At 39.7% G+C, this 19,093-nt stretch carries 17 protein-coding genes; 2 read left to right on the forward strand and 15 right to left on the reverse strand.

Translation table 11 applies throughout. The features are described from left to right. Nucleotide 1: 1 nt before the first annotated feature. The 6 genes from xseA to A5888_RS07915 form a co-directional block, all read right to left on the reverse strand. Nucleotides 2–1,345, reverse strand: coding sequence for an exodeoxyribonuclease VII large subunit (gene xseA / locus A5888_RS07890; RefSeq protein WP_086350517.1), 1,344 nt, complete (start codon nt 1,343–1,345; stop codon nt 2–4). A gap of 10 nt (nt 1,346–1,355) precedes the next feature. Further along, entirely contained in the window at nt 1,356–2,201 is an 846-nt protein-coding gene (locus A5888_RS07895; RefSeq protein ID WP_086350518.1) for a bifunctional methylenetetrahydrofolate dehydrogenase/methenyltetrahydrofolate cyclohydrolase, read from the reverse strand. Nucleotides 2,202–2,615: 414 nt separating this feature from the next. Next, a complete protein-coding gene (nusB, locus tag A5888_RS07900) occupies nt 2,616–3,056 on the reverse strand; it encodes a transcription antitermination factor NusB (RefSeq protein ID WP_170924865.1) in 441 nt (146 codons plus the stop codon). Further along, nucleotides 3,049–3,474 (reverse strand): Asp23/Gls24 family envelope stress response protein, encoded by a 426-nt coding sequence (locus A5888_RS07905; protein ID WP_086350520.1) that lies wholly within the window; start codon nt 3,472–3,474, stop codon nt 3,049–3,051. Before A5888_RS07905 ends, nusB begins: the two co-directional genes overlap by 8 nt. A 17-nt stretch (nt 3,475–3,491) precedes the next feature. Continuing rightward, nucleotides 3,492–4,049, reverse strand: a complete 558-nt coding sequence (gene efp, locus A5888_RS07910; RefSeq protein ID WP_086350521.1) for an elongation factor P — start codon at nt 4,047–4,049, stop codon at nt 3,492–3,494. A gap of 202 nt (nt 4,050–4,251) precedes the next feature. Next, nucleotides 4,252–5,316: a M24 family metallopeptidase gene (locus A5888_RS07915; protein WP_086350522.1), complete on the reverse strand. Its 1,065-nt coding sequence runs from the start codon at nt 5,314–5,316 to the stop codon at nt 4,252–4,254. A 251-nt stretch (nt 5,317–5,567) separates the two neighbouring features. Here A5888_RS07915 and A5888_RS07920 point away from each other — a divergent pair, with 251 nt between their 5' ends. Continuing rightward, on the forward strand, nt 5,568–6,386 hold the full coding sequence (locus A5888_RS07920) for a metallophosphoesterase (protein ID WP_086350523.1): 819 nt from the start codon (nt 5,568–5,570) through the stop codon (nt 6,384–6,386). A 65-nt stretch (nt 6,387–6,451) separates the two neighbouring features. On the opposite strand, the gene A5888_RS07925 is transcribed toward A5888_RS07920, so the two are convergent. Further along, nucleotides 6,452–6,865, reverse strand: a complete 414-nt coding sequence (locus A5888_RS07925) for a pyridoxamine 5'-phosphate oxidase family protein (protein WP_249274533.1) — start codon at nt 6,863–6,865, stop codon at nt 6,452–6,454. 157 nt (nt 6,866–7,022) lie between these two features. Here A5888_RS07925 and A5888_RS07930 point away from each other — a divergent pair, with 157 nt between their 5' ends. Beyond that, the gene (locus A5888_RS07930; protein WP_339102031.1) at nt 7,023–7,403 is read left to right on the forward strand and encodes a VOC family protein; all 381 of its coding nucleotides are present in this window, start codon (nt 7,023–7,025) and stop codon (nt 7,401–7,403) included. A gap of 330 nt (nt 7,404–7,733) precedes the next feature. Here the strand turns inward: A5888_RS07930 and A5888_RS07935 are convergent, their stop codons facing one another. From A5888_RS07935 to A5888_RS07970, 8 genes are all read right to left on the reverse strand, one after another. Then, on the reverse strand, nt 7,734–8,951 hold the full coding sequence (locus A5888_RS07935; RefSeq protein WP_086347488.1) for an IS110 family transposase: 1,218 nt from the start codon (nt 8,949–8,951) through the stop codon (nt 7,734–7,736). A 311-nt stretch (nt 8,952–9,262) separates the two neighbouring features. Next, nucleotides 9,263–9,667, reverse strand: a complete 405-nt coding sequence (locus A5888_RS07940; protein WP_086350524.1) for a MucBP domain-containing protein — start codon at nt 9,665–9,667, stop codon at nt 9,263–9,265. Continuing rightward, the gene (locus A5888_RS07945) at nt 9,664–11,766 is read right to left on the reverse strand and encodes a glycoside hydrolase family 18 protein (protein ID WP_086350525.1); all 2,103 of its coding nucleotides are present in this window, start codon (nt 11,764–11,766) and stop codon (nt 9,664–9,666) included. The genes A5888_RS07940 and A5888_RS07945 overlap by 4 nt, the downstream gene beginning before the upstream one ends. A gap of 213 nt (nt 11,767–11,979) precedes the next feature. After that, nucleotides 11,980–12,168 carry a hypothetical protein gene (locus tag A5888_RS07950; RefSeq protein WP_086350526.1) on the reverse strand — a complete coding sequence of 63 codons (189 nt, stop codon included), beginning with the start codon at nt 12,166–12,168 and terminating at the stop codon, nt 11,980–11,982. A gap of 182 nt (nt 12,169–12,350) precedes the next feature. Then, the gene (locus tag A5888_RS07955; protein WP_170924866.1) at nt 12,351–14,888 is read right to left on the reverse strand and encodes a fibronectin type III domain-containing protein; all 2,538 of its coding nucleotides are present in this window, start codon (nt 14,886–14,888) and stop codon (nt 12,351–12,353) included. 1,673 nt (nt 14,889–16,561) lie between these two features. Beyond that, nucleotides 16,562–16,894 (reverse strand): hypothetical protein, encoded by a 333-nt coding sequence (locus A5888_RS07960; protein ID WP_086351185.1) that lies wholly within the window; start codon nt 16,892–16,894, stop codon nt 16,562–16,564. A gap of 42 nt (nt 16,895–16,936) precedes the next feature. Continuing rightward, a complete protein-coding gene (locus A5888_RS07965; RefSeq protein ID WP_086351186.1) occupies nt 16,937–17,440 on the reverse strand; it encodes a hypothetical protein in 504 nt (167 codons plus the stop codon). 370 nt (nt 17,441–17,810) lie between these two features. Further along, entirely contained in the window at nt 17,811–19,085 is a 1,275-nt protein-coding gene (locus tag A5888_RS07970) for an AAA family ATPase (protein WP_086351153.1), read from the reverse strand. Nucleotides 19,086–19,093: the final 8 nt, after the last annotated feature.

A 19,093-nucleotide genomic window follows, 5' to 3' on the forward strand; every position in this document is an offset into this window, starting at 1 on the left:
CTTACTCCTTCTCAAATCGTTCGATGTCGGTAACTGCCGCAATAACTTTCCCATCACTGTAGTGAATCGTCACTTGATCTTTGACAGTTAAATCTTCTACTGATTTTATGACTTTGTCTTCTTTGGTTGTATAACTATAGCCCCGCCCCATAATTTTCAGCGGACTTAAGAGGTCCAACTGCTGAATCGCAGACACCAATCTCTGTTGACGCATTTCCATATAGTGAGCCATCCGTTCATTCAACCGTTTGTCAATAAACGCCACCTGTTGAGCAGTTTCCCGGATTCTTCCAGCAGGATTTTGTTGCTCCAACCGAGCTACGATCCGTTGGCTTTGTTGAGATTTTTCATGGTAGATCGTTTGCATACTTTGACTCAAACGTTGGGTCATTTTATCCAGCTTTACTTGCTGCCCTTCATAAAGACGGTCGGGCTGTAGAAAAACATACGAATTTCGCAAACGTTTAAAGCGCTCGTTTTTCTGCTGTAACTGATAAAGAAAGCTCTGTTCCAAACGAGTCTGCTTTTCTCTGATGCGTAAAAGCTCTTCCGCTAATACCGGTACAGCCAGCTCAGCTGCAGCTGTCGGCGTTGCTGCTCGAACATCTGCTACCAAATCCGCAATCGTCACATCGGTCTCATGACCCACCGAGGAAATCACAGGGATCGTGGTTTGATAAATCGCTCTGGCGACCTGTTCTTCATTGAACGGCCACAAATCTTCGATCGAGCCGCCGCCCCGGCCAATGATCAAGGTATCAAAATCCCCCTGCTCTTCAACTCTATGAATATTCCTTACAATGTCTGTCGCTGCTTGCTCCCCTTGAACTAAGGTCGGAAACAGTACCAGTTGCGCAATCGGATACCTTCGCTTGACTGTTGTAATGATATCTCTGATTACCGCACCACTTGGACTGGTAATAACTGCTATGCGCTTTGGATATCTTGGCAACGGCTTTTTGATTCCCTCAAAAAGTCCTTCTTTGGAAAGCTTTTCCTTCAGTTCTGCCAAAGCTTGGTAAAGTGCTCCAACCCCATCAGGCTCCATATGTTCTACATAGATTTGGTAGGAACCACCATTTTCATAAAGAGAGATGCGCCCAACGACTAGGACCTTCATTCCTTCTTTGGGTTGGAACTTTAATTTCTGAAAAGCCGATTTAAACATGATCGCAGAAATTTTTGCTCGGTCATCCTTCAAGCTAAAGTATTGATGCGCATTTGCTCTCAAGCGAAAATTCGATATTTCCCCTGTCAAATACACTCTGCCCAAATAAGGATCTGCATCAAATTTTCGTTTTAAATATTTTGTTAATGCAGTCACTGTCAAATACTGCTGCGTCATTGCACTCACCCTACTTCAACTTTTTTGCGGCTTCAATCGTCTGATACATCAACATAGTGATTGTCATCGGACCAACACCTTTTGGAACTGGTGTAATATATTCTGCAAGCTCTGATACTTCGTCGAATTTCACATCGCCAATCAACTTGCCATTTTCATCTCGGTTCATTCCTACATCAATCACAACTGCCCCCGGCTTCACAAACTCTTTCGTCACGAAATGTCCTCTACCAATTGCAACAACTAGGATATCTGCTTCTTTAGCCAAAGCAGGAAGGTCCTTCGTACGAGAATGGGCAATCGTAACTGTCGCATTCTTCATCAGCATCAGCTGTGCCATTGGCTTTCCTACAATGTTACTTCTGCCGATCACTACTGCCCGCTTTCCATCAAGGTCGATATCATAGGCTTCAAACATCTTCATGATTCCATATGGTGTACAAGGAATCATTGTCGGATTTCCTACAAATAAGTGCCCCAGATTCATCGGATGAAACCCATCCACATCCTTCTTAGGATCAATCGCAAGCAATACTTTTTCTTCATCTATGTGGCCTGGCAAAGGTAATTGAACCAGTATTCCATGGAACTCTTCTGACTTATTGTAAAAAGCGATTTTTTCCAAAAGCTCATCTTCTGAAATCGTTTCAGGCAATCGCTCAACCTTTGAGAGAATCCCAATTTTTGCTGCAGCCAAGTCCTTATTTTTCACATATGTCTGACTTGCCGGATTTTCTCCAACGAGTAAAACAACTAAGCCAGGACGAATCCCCTTTTCCGCCAGTTGGCTGACCTCTTGTTTCATCTCTTCTTGCATTTTATCCGCTAGTTCGCGTCCATTGATCAATTGTCCCATCGTGTCACTCCTTCATTATTATTGTCAGCTGCCGACTTTTTGTTTTGTCATCCATTGTGTTGAAGTCAGCCGTCGTTTATTTTATCTATCCTACCTATATTTCTATTGGTCCCGAAGCCTCGCTACAGCCAGTCTTTATAAAATCTAAGCAAAAACAGAAGCCTTTCCAACAGAATTTTTCAATGCTTTCATTTTATATGAATACGACTAAATAAGCAACACGAAGCATGGAGAGTTCTACTTATGTAACAAGGTCTAGCGACTTTTCATAAGCTGATTTATTTGTTGATACAACCGAGCCAACCATCAGTCCATAACATAATAGACCTGCTATCTTCATAGCTCATAGAAAAACACTCCGAGCCTTCTAACGTCTGCACATAGCAGAATCGTAGAAAGCTCAGAGTGTTTGTTTTATTCTAATTCTTTCATTACATTCGATAATACACCATTGACGAATTTTCTAGAACGATCATCGCTATATTTTTTGGTTAACTCAAGTGCTTCGTTCAATGCCACTGTATTTGGCACATCGCTAACATAGTTCATTTCGAAAATAGCCATTCGTAAAATGATCAAGTCCATTTTTGCGATTCGCTGAATCGTCCAGTTCTTCCCTAAATGTGAGTGGATCGTCTGATCCAGCTCTGCTTTCTTCTCACAGACACCGCCGACTAAAACATCCAGATAGACGGGAACAAATTCCTCACCATCCTCGCTGACCATTTCTACCTGGTCCAGCTCCAATGCATGAGTGATTGCATCCTGCTTTGTCAAATCACTGTTAAAATCTAATGGAAACAGCGATTGTAGTGCCTTTTCTCTGATCTCGTGACGAGTAAACTCTTTACTCATTCTCTTCCCCATCCTCCGGGAAAAGCTCAGAAAAATCAGGTTCAGGGATCCGTTCAGGGATAACAGCAACAACATGAATATTTACTTCAATCAGATCAATATCTGTCATGAACAAGACTTGCTGTTTCACACGTTCTTGCATTTCAAGCGCTACTTTAGGAACAGAAACACCATAATTTAAATAGCAGTAGATATCTACTTTTAGTCCTTCTTCTTCGGCATTCAGATAAATACCTTTTCCGTGAGCAGCACGTCCAAGGAATTCTGTAACGTTATTGGCAAAGGTTCCTCTCATGCCATATACACCATCTACTTTTGAAGCAGCGATCCCAATAATCACTTCGATAACCTCTGGAGCAATCACGATCTCTCCAAGAGCATCTTTTGTATTAATAATTAGATTTTTTTCTTCTGCCATTATAGGTCCTCCTTTTATTAAGCCCGTGACACGTAAGAGCCATCTGTCGTATTCACAATTAGACGATCCCCTTCATTCACAAAGAATGGTACATTTACAACAAGTCCGGTCTCCATCGTAGCAGGCTTAGAGCCGCTGGAAGAAGTATCTCCCTTGATATTCGGATCAGTTGCAGTTACTTCTAATGTCACTGTATTAGGCAAATCAACACCCAAAATCTCAGAACCAAACATGATGATGTTCAGCTCCATGTTTTCCAGCATATATTTCAGCTCATCCTTGATTTGTTCTTCCGGAATTTCTATTTGCTCATAGGTTTCCAGATCCATAAAGACATGGCTTCCGCCGCTTTCATATAAATACTGCATTTTACGGTTGTCAATTTGAGCTTTTCCTACTTTTTCTCCTGCACGGAAAGTCTTTTCCTGCACACCGCCTGTGCGGAGATTCTTAAGTTTAGAACGAACAAAGGCAGCCCCTTTTCCAGGTTTTACATGTTGAAACTCAACAACACGCCAAATCCCACCATCCACTTCAATTGTCAAACCTGTTTTGAAATCATTGACCGAAATCATTTGTGCCCTCCTCTACCGTTCATACTTTTTACTCGTTCCTAGTTTAACATTAAACGATTCGTTACGCTACCAGAAAAAACAAAAAGCTCCATTACCCGCTCCACACTGTAAAAACTTGATTTTCCTCAGCTAAAGACAAGCAGTCTCGCGATTCTTCTTCGATAAAAAGAACGGGCATGGATCTTCTAATTCCTTTTTTCTTCTATAGTATAATCAATTCTTTTGGTGAATGAGTCAACACGCGGTTGCCTTCTGCTGTAATCAACAAGTCATCCTCGATTCGCACACCGCCAAGACCTGGAATATAAATTCCCGGCTCATCTGTAATCACATTTCCAAAAACAAACTGCTTATTTGATTTGAATGAAACATTTGGCCCTTCATGAATCTCCAAGCCAATGCCATGTCCTGTGCTATGACCGAATGCTTCTCCATAACCATGTGAAGCAATATGGTCACGTGCGATGGCGTCCAATTGAATTCCTGTCAACCCAGGTTGCGCTTGTTCCAGAACCTTCAACTGTGCCTCAAGCACGATTTGATAAATCTCTTTCAGCTTTGGATCAGGCTCGCCAACAGCAAAGGTTCTTGTCATATCAGAAACATAGCCTTGATAATAGCAACCAAAGTCCAATGTAACAAAATCACCTTTCTCAATCAGCTTCTCACTTGCTACACCGTGAGGCATCGCAGATCTCAACCCACTGGCAACAATTGTATCAAAAGACACTCCTGAAGCACCTAAAGAACGCATATAAAAGTCCAATTGATTGGCTACTTCGATTTCTGTCATTCCCGGCTTGATTACTTTTAAAATATGGTCAAACGCTGAATCTGCAATACTGCAGGCTTTTTCGATGATGGCAATTTCTTCTTCATCTTTTACTTCTCTAAGCTCTTCGATCATTCCCGCCACCGGAATTAAATCACATGTCAGGATTTCCTCTAAAACACTGTATTCCGCAAAACTAACATGTGCTTCTTCAAATGCAATGTTTTCAAGTTTCTCTGTTTCCACAAGCGTCATTACTTCATCAAAGATCGGCCCGGTGTTTTTAATGATTTCATAACCTTCTGCCTGCTGAGCTGCCTGTTCCGTGTAACGGAAATCAGTGATAAAAAATGCCTTATCTAAGGTAATTACAGCTAGACCTGTTGACCCGGTAAAATTTGTCAAATAGCGTAAGTTATACGGACTTGTGACCAGAAAAGCAGAAATATCATTCTTCTTCATTTCCTGTCTTAATTTATTTACTCTTACGATCATTGATCATTCCTTCTTTCCAAAGTTAGTTGTTTCTATATAAATCCTATTAAAGATTCTATACATGGTTTGTAGTCTATTCCGCCAATAAAAAATGTCACTTTCTTAGCAGTGTTTACCTATTATTATATCAAAGTTCAACGATGAAACAACTTTTATCATTTTTTCTAATTTACTTTAAAGAATCTATTAAAAACAGATTTTTTCAGTATTTTTCTTATATACTAAATAAAGATCGCAGAAAGAGGGATGTCATGAAAAAAATTATGCTCATTTTTATCAGTCTTTTAGCTATGGGTGCCTGTCTGGCAGTCTACGGCTTTTTTATAGAACCTAAGCGACTCACAACCAAGCATTACGAACTTGGAGAAACAGAGACTAGTCTCGATACAGTTAGAATGGTCCAGCTTTCTGATATCCACTTGCAAAAATCTTATGGAACAGAACAGCTGGAAAAAATCGTTACTGCTGTCAATCAGGAAAAACCAGATATTGTTGTCTTTACCGGGGATCTTTTTGACAACTATGCGTCATATGGCCCCGTGGATGAAACGATTGATCTATTAAACAAAATTGATGCCCCCCTTGGAAAATATGCAGTCTGGGGAAATCACGATTATGGTGGTGGAGCATCCACTGTTTATGCTGATATCATGGCCAGCAGCGGCTTTCAGCTATTAGAGAATACAGGGCAAACACTCGCAGTGACCGACCAGAAAAAACTTTACCTTGCAGGTATTGACGATTCTCTTTTTGGAAATCCTTCCATTGAAGGAGCCATGATGACTCAGAAAGAAGCCGCATACTCTGTCCTTTTGAGTCACGAACCGGATGTTGTCGAGAGCGCTGTCGATTTCAATATATCGCTCGTTCTCAGCGGACACAGTCATGGTGGTCAAGTGAACATTCCCTTTTTCCCGGTAACAACAGCTTTAGCAGAAAAATATATTCGTGGTTTCTATACCTTAGGAAGTCAAACACAGCTTTACGTCAATACTGGTTTAGGAACATCCATGATCCCAATAAGAATCGGGGTTCCGCCACAATTTACTGTATTTGATCTTTACCTGTAAAAACAGACCAAACAACACCAAAGAGTCACGGACTCTCTGAACGATTGTTTGATCTGTTTCTTTGTTTATACAATGATTTCTTTGGTTTGCTTGTCTATATGGATTTTAGCTGTCCACGTTTCAAAGGATAGCACCACAGGCTTTTTATGCGCCAATGCTCTCTGGTAGTCTGTAAGAGATGATTCGACTTCATCAACAGAATCTACTGGTTCGATCGTGAATTTCCCCTTGAGAGCCATACTTTCAAACTGCATTTCTTGATAACAGCACACGGACCCATTTGGATTTTTCAAAATATTTTGAACCGTCTCGCCCTCTCCATCAACGTAAAAGCGCATTCGCAACAGCCCTTCACGCCACAATGGTCTGGATACAGTAATAACATTCGGAAATCCACGTTGATCGACCGTCGCAATCAAGAAAACTGTGCTTGAATTCAACAATTTGAGAATTCGTTCATGAAGCTCCACAATACTCATCTCCCCTCTACTTTTCTTCATTATACCAATAGTTTCACAAATCACTAAACCATATCCATTTTTTTGCTCTCAGATAGCTATAGTTATCCTTTTAACTGCATTTTTTGATATAATCATATTGATTAATTATCAAAAAATGCAGGAGGTATTTCCCTTTATGTTTTCTCAACAAATTCACCATATTGCAGTGAATGCATCCGATTATGAAAAATCAAAGCATTTTTATGTGGATGTTTTAGGTTTCTCTATCATTCGTGAAAATGTCCGAGCTGAGAAGAAGGACATCAAGCTCGATTTAAAATTAGGGAATCAAGAACTGGAACTATTTATCAGTGATGTCTTCCCTAAGCGCCCTTCTTATCCAGAAGCTTTAGGTTTACGTCATTTAGCCTTTAAGGTAAATAGTGTGCCGGATACTATAGCTTATTTAGAACAACACGGAGTTTCGTGCGAGCCCATCCGAACCGATGATTATACCGGAGAAAAAATGACTTTCTTCTTTGATCCAGATGGCCTTCCTTTGGAAATTCATGAATAGATACGCAAAGAGCGTGGGACATAACTCAAGTCCCACGCTTGTTCTGTATCTAAACCCGAATAAACGGTGGGACAGAAGCAACTTCTTCGACAATAAGCTGAAATTCAGCAAAAATTTGTGAAGCAATTTTCGTGAATTCCATCTTATTGCTTGAAGTTTGACGCTTCTGGCCCAACCTCTTTCCTACGATTAGTCAAGGGGAAAGTGGAAACAAATTCCTTATAGTTTTTAAAGAAGTGAAGAACTATCTGAAAGTACACTAAATAAACTAGATGGATCTCTGAATTTTTCATCTAGTTTGTGCTATAATTTTAGAATAAGGACTCGTCCTTATTGGTCGTTGGAGGCCGTATACGCATAAGCGTACCTTGTATGATTCCTAACCATGGAATGCATACACTTCAGGAGCTTGTTCATGCAGGCAACTGTGGCAACCTTTTCCATTTTAGGAAGGGGTTGCTTTTTTAATTTATAATAATAGTCGACGATATGATTGGAGGCGGCGTGTTGTTGTCGAATCATATTACGAATAGTAAAGTAAAGAATCTTTCGCCCCTTTGGATTCCCTCTTTTATTGATATGATCCTTTCCTATATATGATCCAGATTGAAACCGCCGGATATCAATCCCGACAAATGCATTGAGTTTGTTTGATGTAGAGAAACATCGAATATCGCCTAATTCTCCAATCAGAAGTGCAGCCGTTGGCGCACCAATTCCTGGAATCGTCTGATACAACTCAAATTCTTCAAGAGGATGAGCAGCGTTCATCATTTGTTCCATCAATTTATTTTTCTGTTCTAATAGGTCCTGAAGAAGCTGGGCATAGTAAATGACTTTCTGACAGAGAACACTATTGGACTCAACAGCTGGATAAGAGTTTGAGGCGTAAATGAAAATCTGGTCAGCTTTCTGCCAAGCCCTATTTTCAGAAATTCGTTTCCTCGTTGTTTTCATCAATCGATTTTTGATTTTTGTTCGACTGGAAGCGAGAACGAAGGCAGGATGTGGAAAACATTCAATCAGGGATAAGGCATAGGGAGTGATACGGCTGGAAAAGAACTGTTCCAATTCAGGAAAAGTCAATTGAAGAGCATTATGAAGATTCATACGAACATGACTGATTTTCGTCTCAATTTCCTGATAGAAGCGGGCAAGTTCTCGTAGTTCGAGATAGATTGCTTGTTGGTGTAGCTTTGGTTGGCGTCTATTTTTACAATGAGTTTGAGCCAGTTTATGAGCATCAAATTTATCCGTTTTCCAGCTACGAAGCGAGCCTTCCTCCATCTGTTTTTTTGCTTCTAAAGGATTTAGAAGGCAGTAGGTCAGTTTATTATCCTGACAAAACTTTTCTAAGGGACGTGAGTAGATACCAGTTGCTTCAAAAACAATTTCAGGGACCTCTGGTAAGGTCTGAATTTCCTCTAATAGCAGCTGAAATCCTTCTTGATTGTGAACTACTTTTCCCTCAGATAAGCAAAAGTTGTCCTGATAGAGTACTTTGTAACTTTCTCCTTTTGATACATCAAAAGCTAAAATAGATGACATAGTTTTTTCTCTCCTTCTCTTTTTATAGAAAGACCTTCACTGAACCATTTCAATTCTACTTTCCTTTACACGGACTCGGAGTCCCAACATACTTAAACCAGATTCTAAAATGTCAGTGAAGGAGCTCATTTTGCACTTCGGACTCGAAGTCCACGAGGTCATGTCCGAGCTTCCTTTCACTCCCACTATACGCTATAAATAGAAAATAGTGGGTAAGCTATTCCGTCGAATATCTTACCCACTAATCTTAGTATGTTTTATCTATAATTTATAGGAGTATTCTATCTCTGCTTATCGTCCACACATTAACGCTAAGCTTTCTTTCTTTGAATATAACCAAAGCTTATCAGTACGCCAAGCAAGCCCAAAAGCCCTAGGAACTGATACCCCGTTTGATTTTGTTCACCCGTTTCAGGATATTTTCCACCCCCAGGTTTCTTTGTACCTTCTGCTGTACTTTCAGAAGTTGATCGACTCGCTGTAGAAGACTCGGAAGATGATATCTCTGTAGTCGAACTGCTGCTCGTTTCAGAAGTAGAGCTAGATGTATCTGTCCTTTTTTCATAGATATACGTTACTTGCTGAGTTTCTGCTGTAAATTTTCCAGAAGCATTTTCCGGAATTTTTTTCAGTGTATAGCTTGAAAATTCTTTTACTGAAGTCTGATAGTTGGCACCAACAACACCAATGATTTCAGTATCTTCTATCAGCTTCACACCTTGATCATCACTTTTCCTGTTTCCTCGACAGGATCTTCCAACACATAGACAACAGAAATACTTTGTGGCGAATATTTGAACAGTCCATTGATTGCTGTCGTCTCCGTTTTATAGCCTTCAACAGCAGGCACTGCCAACTCAAGTGATGTCCCTACTTCGCCCTGATGAACAACCTCTTCTGCCAAAAGCTCTTCCTTCTCATTTACAAGACGAACGGAGATTTTTCCAGTATTCTCATAAGTAGCAGGAAGCTCGTAAATCTGTTGTGTCCCATATGTCACACCATCTGACAGGATTCTCTGCTCTAGATTCAAATAGGCCAACCGCTTCATATGAGCAAAATCTGCATCTGTATATATATCAAAAGTGACTGTTTCACCCGGAGCAATAAACATTATCCCTACCTCAGATAAATCCAATGATTGAGATGGTTTAACAGAAGTTTTCGTCAAATTCTCCTTTTCAGTCGATAAAGTGAATAACTCTCCTGATTCATTTGGCACTGATAATACAGGATTCTTGATTGTTTTATGGTTTTTCTCAACAGCTTTTAGAACACTATCTGTCTCTATTAGTTTTTCTTCATTTGTGAGACTGATTTTATAGCCTTCTTTTCCATCCATAAGAGGAGCTACTGTTGTCTTGATTGCCAAAGGTAACGACTCAAGCTCGTGTACCTGCAATGTTGGGTCTTTATACAGGCCGTTATAGATGGCCGTAGTCAACGTATCTCGTTTTTGACTCTCTTCTGCCGAAGGCTTATCCTGTGACTGCATCCAGGTAATGACTCCTCCCAGCCCCTTCTCACGAATATAGTTCGTCTTTGCCTGAATCGACTGTTCACTATCATAGGTGAAAAAGACTTTAGAAGCTTCACTATACATATAAGAAGCCTTTGATTCGTCATCCCAATATTCCGTCAAATCGGAATACTTTTCCTTTAGTTGATCGAAAGAGCGATAGGCCCAAATACCACCATTACGGCCTTGATCTCCGTTCACAAGAGGCTTGGCATTTTCCGCGCCACGGCTTTTATTGCCATCAGCATCCACAGTAGCAAAATCAGCACTACCAAACAAACCTGGTAAATTTTCAGGATCAGGGCCATCATTTTCTACATTTCCCCATCCTCTACTGTAAAAAGCGGCACCAATCACAATTTTCTCCGGTGTAGCACCATTGTTTAAAAAATAGTTCACACTATCATTCGTACTGAAAGACCACGGCTTGCCATTCCCTTGTGGTGCTTTTGAGCTAGTATAAAGCCCACTATGATGATTTGTTGTATTTTCCCAGGCACCATGAATGTCGTAAGTCATCAAATTCGCAAAATCAACCACTTCAAAAACACCTGCAATGTCCGTTCCCATATTCAATGTATATGGTCCCGCTGCCAAGGCAACTGAAAGCTCATATTTTTTACCGGTTTTCTTGCCTAGCCCTTCCAAGCCACTTCTCAATTCCTTCAGCAAAGTAATAAAATTCTGGCGATCTTTTTCAGAGGCTTCCGGCGTTCCTTCATCTTTCTTACTATCAACTAAATCTGGTTCCCTAACACTTCCCGGGTATTCCCAATCGATATCCAAAAAATCCATTTGGTTATATTCGACGAATTTAACCAAATTTGATACTAGATTTTTCCGGTAGTCTTCGTTTTGCGCGTTTAAAGCAAAATCACCTGATTTGGTCCAACCACCAACCGAAACACCAACTTTCAAATTTTGATTTTTTAAGCGCAACTCTTGCAGTGCATTCAAAAGTCCTGCATTAGGTGCATAATCAACAACGGTGCTTTCTCCACCTGTTGTTCCTACTGCGGCAAACTCATCTGTCCATTCTAAATTCCCTTTCACATCGAAATCCAGAAAAGCAAAATTCAAATGTGTCAGTTTTTCAGCTGGAATATCCTTCGGGAAAAAATTTCCCTCACTGTCTTCAATCGACCAATCGCCATAATACATTACGTTTCGATATACCGGCTGCTCCTCTGCAAAAACAATTTCCCCAAAACCAGTTCCTTGTATAGATGTACTTGCTGTGAATAACCCCAAAATAATGACGAAGAACACAGGAACTATTTTTTTCATTTTGATCATAGAGTCTCTCCTTTTCTGATATTGTTTACGCTTTCAAAAAGAGTGTAACATATTTTAACCAGCATTTAAATATTATAATGTAATAAAGTTAATATTTTTTGATAATCATTTCAATTACTAAAATTTACGAGAACAAAAAAACAGAAGCAAACCTTTTTTAGGGTTAGCCTCTGTCTTAAAAAACACTATTCTGTTGCATAAAACATTCATCCATCACTTCGTTAACACTCCTGTTTTTTCTGATTTTTCAACAACGATCACGAGCTCTTTCACGCGACCGCCGATTTTTTTTGCAAACAATTCCGCTTGATCGACATTCTGAAAGATGACCGCATCTTCCTTGTTGCGAGTTCGTCTGCCACAACTGTCAATATACCCATGAAAAACTTTCACTGCATACACATTCTCACCTCCTTTTTCAGACACTCACAATTCCATCTCGAAATAGAAAGTATCCTTTTCAATCAGAAGATACCCAATTTTGAACGACGAATCAACTAATATGCTCATAACTATCCAAAATACGCCCAACTAGAAAAACCCCTCTGTCTCTCACTACCTGAGAAACAAAGGGATCTCCATTATTACTTAGTGATCGTGTAACTGTCGATCACTTTATACGCTGCGGTATAAACGGTCACTTTTAACGTCTGATCCTCCACACTAACTGCAGAAAAAACAGTATTCTCCGGAAGGTTATCCTTCCCTGTGATATCACCTGCTGGTGCCCAGCGAACAGCTGTCCACGCTTTTGCATCTTCAAGCTTATACGTTTTTTGTCCGCTATTTCTGGAAACCATATAAATTGTTCCATTTTCGCTGGTTGAAATCGTTGAAGGGTCAGACATATCTGTTACCGGCTGGCCATTTTTGATAGGATAGCTACGGATATAATTATGATCATGACCAGACAACACCAAATTCACACCCAGTTCTTCCATAACCGGAACAAGTTTTGCTTTGATATTCTTTGACCCTAAAACAGAACTTGAAGAACTCGTCCATTTGCCACCATACGGACTCTTGTGGAAGGAAGCAACAATGAATTTTCCGTCGCCCTTTTCCGCTACCTCTGCTCTCATCCAGGCAATTTGCTTGTCAAGATTTGCAGTAGAATCGTAATTAGAATTGATATTGAAAAAGAGAACATTTCCGTAAACATAAGAATAGTTTAGTGGGAAGCCATTTATCGAATCGACATTGAAAACTGATTGATAGAACGACTCACTCGTTTTATACTCGTGATTCCCCAATACTGGTAGAAAAGCAGTATCTGACATTTTTGTTCCCATTGCATTAAAGAAGCTCGTAAAATGAGATTCATTTGGTGACTCAACCATATCACCAGTATGAATAACCAGCGGTGTTTCCGGGAAACGGTTCAGCGCCTGACTTAGGGTATTTCCAAAATATGGTCCATAGCCAGATAGGTCACTTTGAGAATCAGCTAAATGTAAAAATGTGAATGGTTCTGCTTCCTCTGTATCTGTCGTAAAGCTGTAAATCGGGCTATAATAGGTCGTTTCCGAACCTGTTTTTGCATTTTTGACTATATTCCCAACTCTATATTGATACGTAGTTCCCGGTGATAAGCCTTCAAGCTGCACCTTGTTCGTCGCTTTCTTTGTGAAGATTTGCTTGTTCTTTTCAGATGTACCTGAAAATACTTGCCAATTTTCTGCTGTAAATTCCGTACCAACTGGAACGACCTCAACAAACGGTTGACTGAATGCCGTTGCGGTCTCTGTTTGCCAGCTGATTGAGCGTGTCGTTTTGGCATCTTTGCCAAACGCATTATTCAGTGCGTAGGTCGTTAACTCTTTGGCTTCACGTGCTGGTGTAGCTGCATGATTGATTTCAAATTTGTCAATTTGCTGTCCATCAACAGTATACGCAGCAACTTCGATCTTCTCAGCAGTGACTTGAATGTTGGTATACATTTTCTTCTCAGATGATTTCTTCTCTGTACTACTGCTGAAATCACTTGACTTATTGATCCATTCTCGTTTACTGCTATTCCCATTTTTTTGTTCGATTCCCGATGCCCCTGGTGAAACATAGACAGTTCCATCTTGTGCGGCAATTGTTTGATCACTTGGGTAATCTGAAAGGACAAGACCATTTTTTACTGGATAAGAGCGCTGATAGGCCGCTTCATTCCCTTGGATAACCAAGTGGATTCCTAATTTATCGAACGCATCTTCCAATTTCTTTTTGATCGTTGACGTGTTGGATGAATTGCCATAGAAGCTATTACCGATCGAGACAATTTTCCATTTACCTTGTCCTTTGGCTGCAATTTCTTGATTCAGCCAGCTGATATGACTAGTAATATTCGCCGTAGATGTTAGCTTAGTATTCAACTGTAGGAACAGGGCATCACCATAAACAAATGAATTATTTGCTAAATCATTACCAGAAGCTACTAAATTATGATTCAACAAAAATGCTTTATTACTTGAACCCGACGAAAGAGTCGTTGCAACTAACGGATAGTTCTCATAGATACTTTCACCCTGTTGGAAATAGCCATTCCAATAAGCTTCTGAAGATAACGAGCTATTTGCTTGCCCTGTATGCATAATAAATGCTGCTTCCGGATACTTCTCAACTGCTGTATGCAAGGTATTTCCATAATAATTTTGGTAGGACGAAGTTGTTCGATAGTTCGCATCTGAGGTAGCGATAAATGAAAAGCTATTTACCGCAGCTTTTGTTGTGAAGGAGTATTCTTTAGAAATGGCTCCTGAAACTTCATCTACGATTCGATAATTGTAGGTCGTCCCTTGCTTTAACCCATCAATATCTGCTTTGTGATAAGAGATTTTACTACTTTTCGTTGCGGCTGCTGACACACTTTGATTCGCTTCAACATTGAAATCCTCATCAGTTAAATAATAGTAAATAGTTGTTTCTGGTTGACTATCACGACTGGATGCTGTCTCTGCTGTTCGATAGTTCAAATGTACAGTAGAAGTCACATCATCTCTTAACGACTGATTGAGGTTGTAGATCGATAACTCAGCCGCTTGTGCAGAATATTCTGTTGAAAAAGAAAATACTGTCAGTGCTAGCGCAACGCTCATTACTCCTAACTTTCCCCTATTCATTCCTTTGTTCATCTGTTTCTCCCCATTTCTTTCTTTGCTTTGGCTTGTCTCTATCAAATACTCCACTTGATACATTCCAACAAAGAATTATCCAAAATAAAAAAACGCCATATATTTAAATAATACCAGATATACAGACGTTTTTGACAATAAAAATTACATTTGTTTTTTATCATCAAATAATAAAGAGTAACAAAAAAGAAAAATATCACTATAAACAAAAATACAATGAATATATCAAGATTCTATCGATAAAAACGAGATACTGAAAGACAATACAAAATTCATCTTATTCTCAATTTTTACACTTCCTATCTCCCCTCTTAGCTAGCCGTCATCGTCTGAATTTTATGCTCTTTGCTATACTTTCAGTTACCTCTCTCTTTTCCACTACTAAATAGTTATCTGTTTTTTCAATCAGATATAAAATAAGCCGAAGAACGCAAGCAATTCTTCCGTTTTTTACGATTACTTCGTTGAATATAGATAGACATCTAAAACGATTACTATATACATAAGAGCAAATTGGCCAAAATAAAAAAGCTAGAATCCTTATCAATTAAGGACTCTAGCTATATTCTTAAAGATTAGTTAGCTACTGGATATAGTGGAGGGCTGATTTTACAGCGTTTTACTTGTTTCATTATTAATGAATTAAAGAATAAAATTTACTAATCGCCTGTCATAGAATATCAACAAGTATTTTACTTTTGGCATTCAAAATGGCATTCAATAAAATTTCTCATAAGCTGCGGCGCTACTTTAAGAATCGTTTGACGGTTCTTTTTTATTATTCCGGATCCTGGCCGGAGGACCTCCCCATAATCTCCCCTATCCATAGTTTGTTACCCACACTAATAACATTCCGATTGAACCGGAGCGCTCTATAAATCCCCATTGCCTTGCCCCCACCGTATGGCATGAAATGCTTTCTATCTGTGTTTGTTTTGAAATGTAGCCCCCTTTATAAAATAAAAAGTCAGGTTTTGTCAGGTTTCTATACATATGTGAATGTTGGGTTTTGCTAAGTTTTAACTATTTCCTATAAATGTATTTGAAAACTAAGTTTTACGAAGTCCTACGCATTTTAAAAGTGAGGTTTTATGAGGTTCCATAATATAAAAGTGTTCAGGTTTACTCAGGTCCTAAAGAGTATAAATGTTAGCATTTGTTAGCCTTCTACGGACGTGCTACAGCTCTCCAGCATATTTTACCACAAAGGATGAAAGAAGCCTCTCAGCGGCCAAAATATGGCCGAAACAATCATAGAAATAGCCTGATTACTGTTTATAATAGGGAACAAATTAGTATTTTTTAGTAGTTTGTCCCTCCCTTTATACATTCAAACCTTAGCATTTCTAAGCATCTTATACATTTCAACCTTAACAATTCTTAACAATGTGGTCATGTGGTCAAGTTTAGTCAAGTGTTGCTGGTCCCTTATACGTTTCAAATCTCAACATTTCTCAACAATGACCCTATAATAGAAAAAGGTTAACAAACGTTAACAGGCCCCCCAGTTCATCGCCGCATGAGAAAAAATGTACAGTGACGGCGTGAAGCACAAAAAAGAACACCGTAGGGAGATGGCCCCCTACTGCATACAAAAAGAGGACCGGCCGGGATGTTCTCCATCCTCTTAGCTAGTCCTCTCAATATGGCACTGTTTCATACCTGGATCGCTCTTATTCTTCCCAGTAAATGGCCAACTCGTCTGCGATCTGCTTAAACAGGCGCTTCTGTTTCCGTTTGATTGTAGAACACGAGTAGCAAGCTTCTAATAAAGCCTTCTGAACGGAATACCCTTTGAAGTAGTGCAATGTGATGTAACAGTTAAAACTTTCATCCCCTGTATTGGCCAAGCAATCACGAATGGCTTTTTGTTTCCGGCGAATCTCTTTAGCCACTCCCTCACTGTCTGGATCGTTTCCCAGTGTGGCCAGCTGCTTATCAAAGAATGGGTATTCGTGCATAAGATCCCGAACCTTTAGATAGCTTGTTGGGTGCATACGCTTCATAAGGCATCGCCCTCCTCTCTCGATTGGATAACCACCAGCAAGCTAATCCATCATGTGCCAGCAAGCACCTTCAAAGCACCCCGTTTCAGTATTGAAGGTAATTACTTTGTTATAGCACGCTGCCAGGTACACCAATTCATAGATATGTGTTTTCCCTTTTAACCACTGGGCTATCTCACTATCCTGTAAACTGAACTCTTTACCTGGCAAAGTATGATAAAGCGGCGGCATCAAGTCTATTCCGTCTTTTTCAAAAACCTGTTCTAATTGCTCACCCCAGCCAGTTTTAGCCCCTCCAGGAAACCATACTTTTTCAGCCTTTCCATAATTCCAACCAACATAAATATATCTATCCGTCTCCTCTTCCTTATAGCTTATAATCACATAGCTGGACGTTACTAAGCTTACCACATAATTTATAATAGGCGATTCCTTCATCCAAGCGATGACCTCAGCCCGGTTTGCTTTTGGTGGCATCGTTTTAAATTCTAAAAAATTTTGATCACGTACTACACGAAACTTTTTTCTTCTTTTTTTCCTTGCCACTTTCCACCCTCCTTCCTTCACGTATTTTTTCTTTCACACGTTTAGGGAATGAATCAAGAGGTAGTGTATAGGCTTGGCTACCTTCCAAGCCAGCCTTACACAACTCTTTTATTCCCTGTCCCTGTAACGATTCACCAATATATATATTTTGTATATATATATCAGATTGCACAGTGAAAATCATATATTTCACAAATTAGATAAATATTGATATACGGCTATTTACAGAGTGAAAAAGTGAAAATTTCCTTGTTTTCTTCACTTTGCAATTCACAAGCTGAAAAAGGTGAGTGAAAATGTTATTTAAAGCTTCTACTCTTTCATTTCTTCATTGTGAAATTAAGTGAAATTTCCTTGTTTTTTTCACTTTTCATTCTTCTAACATTTTTACTCTTAGAAAAACTATTCCGCCTTTTATGATATAGTCATTTTCAAACTCATTTACCCAGTTTCTTATAGTTCGTGGCGACTTATCCAAAATAGCTGCAATATCGTTAATTGATGGCGGTGCCTGGTTGGCATCATTAAATTGTTCAACGGCCGCTTTAAGCTTCTCGGCTCGTTCGTTGACCTTACTTTCTTTAGGCTTCCGGCTTCGCTCCCCAGTCTTCCATAATGGCAAGCTATGCCCTGGCTCTAAGTCTGAAAGCAAGTTACTATCATCACTTTTGTGTATTGGATAATCAAACCAGTATTCACGATCTTTGATGGGTGGAAAGTCTTTTGTAATTATGATGGTTCGCCAGGCTGTCCGATGATCTAAACGTTCGGCAAGATGATCAGCTTTCTCTTTTAACGCCTCTTTTTGTTCTTCTGTAAAAATCCTATCAATGTGAGGCTCAAAGTCTGAGTAATGCCAGTTAAACAGCTCAGGCAAAGCCTCAGATATATTTTCATCATAATAAGCCGGATAGAAATGCAACAACTCACTGCCATATAGCTGCACTAGCTCGCTGTTTCTTACTGACCACGAAAGGCTAGAAGTCGGCTCCAGTTCTACCAATTCTATATAGGCATCGCATAACCTCAACAGGCTGGAAGTGGAAATAATTTTCTTCATTTCCTTGTTTCCTTTGACTTCTCTTTGAACGGAATGAGTATATACAAGACTGCAGCCAAACGTCTTCACAAGCCTATTCAATTCCTGGTCAAAAGTGATAAGCTGATATGGATCTCCTTTATCTAAATCTATCAAGTAATCTATTGGATCGATGACAACAAGCGTGTACTGCTCATTAGCCACAAACTCTATAATACTATCCACAAAAGACCCAAAAGAGAGGAATTTTTCCCCTTTAAGCGTGTGTATGGTGATGTTGGCCAAATGGTCCGCCGCCATATTTAGACCGCTGTAAACCTTCTTAAAATGGCTCATGGTGCTTATCTCGTCATTATCCAGATTGATATATAATACTTTTCCATGTTGGCATTGCCAGCCTAGCCACTTATTGCCTTCTGCCACTGCTGCACTCAGTTGGATCGCTGCAGATGTTTTGCACGACTTACTAGGACCACACAAGGCCATAATATTGAACTTTTTTAAAAGCCCGGTTACTAGATGCGGTTGTGAAACTGGCAACCTATCCCATAGGCTTAACAAGCTGTTTTGAGGCTGGTTAGCTGCTCCAGTATTAAATTGTTCCAAATGTCTCA

This window comes from Enterococcus sp. 9E7_DIV0242, assembly GCF_002140975.2.
Classification (GTDB): domain Bacteria; phylum Bacillota; class Bacilli; order Lactobacillales; family Enterococcaceae; genus Enterococcus_L; species Enterococcus_L clewellii.

Excerpts from the sequence above, each read along its gene's own strand:
- xseA (WP_086350517.1), bottom strand. The coding sequence starts at position 1,345 with ATGACGCAGCAGTATTTGACAGTGACTGCATTAACAAAATATTTAAAA.
- A5888_RS07895 (WP_086350518.1), bottom strand. The coding sequence starts at position 2,201 with ATGGGACAATTGATCAATGGACGCGAACTAGCGGATAAAATGCAAGAA.
- nusB (WP_170924865.1), bottom strand. The coding sequence starts at position 3,056 with ATGAGTAAAGAGTTTACTCGTCACGAGATCAGAGAAAAGGCACTACAA.
- A5888_RS07905 (WP_086350520.1), bottom strand. The coding sequence starts at position 3,474 with ATGGCAGAAGAAAAAAATCTAATTATTAATACAAAAGATGCTCTTGGA.
- efp (WP_086350521.1), bottom strand. The coding sequence starts at position 4,049 with ATGATTTCGGTCAATGATTTCAAAACAGGTTTGACAATTGAAGTGGAT.
- A5888_RS07915 (WP_086350522.1), bottom strand. The coding sequence starts at position 5,316 with ATGATCGTAAGAGTAAATAAATTAAGACAGGAAATGAAGAAGAATGAT.
- A5888_RS07920 (WP_086350523.1), top strand. The coding sequence starts at position 5,568 with ATGAAAAAAATTATGCTCATTTTTATCAGTCTTTTAGCTATGGGTGCC.
- A5888_RS07925 (WP_249274533.1), bottom strand. The coding sequence starts at position 6,865 with ATGAGTATTGTGGAGCTTCATGAACGAATTCTCAAATTGTTGAATTCA.
- A5888_RS07930 (WP_339102031.1), top strand. The coding sequence starts at position 7,023 with ATGTTTTCTCAACAAATTCACCATATTGCAGTGAATGCATCCGATTAT.
- A5888_RS07935 (WP_086347488.1), bottom strand. The coding sequence starts at position 8,951 with ATGTCATCTATTTTAGCTTTTGATGTATCAAAAGGAGAAAGTTACAAA.
- A5888_RS07945 (WP_086350525.1), bottom strand. The coding sequence starts at position 11,766 with ATGATCAAAATGAAAAAAATAGTTCCTGTGTTCTTCGTCATTATTTTG.
- A5888_RS07955 (WP_170924866.1), bottom strand. The coding sequence starts at position 14,888 with ATGAACAAAGGAATGAATAGGGGAAAGTTAGGAGTAATGAGCGTTGCG.
- A5888_RS07960 (WP_086351185.1), bottom strand. The coding sequence starts at position 16,894 with ATGAAGCGTATGCACCCAACAAGCTATCTAAAGGTTCGGGATCTTATG.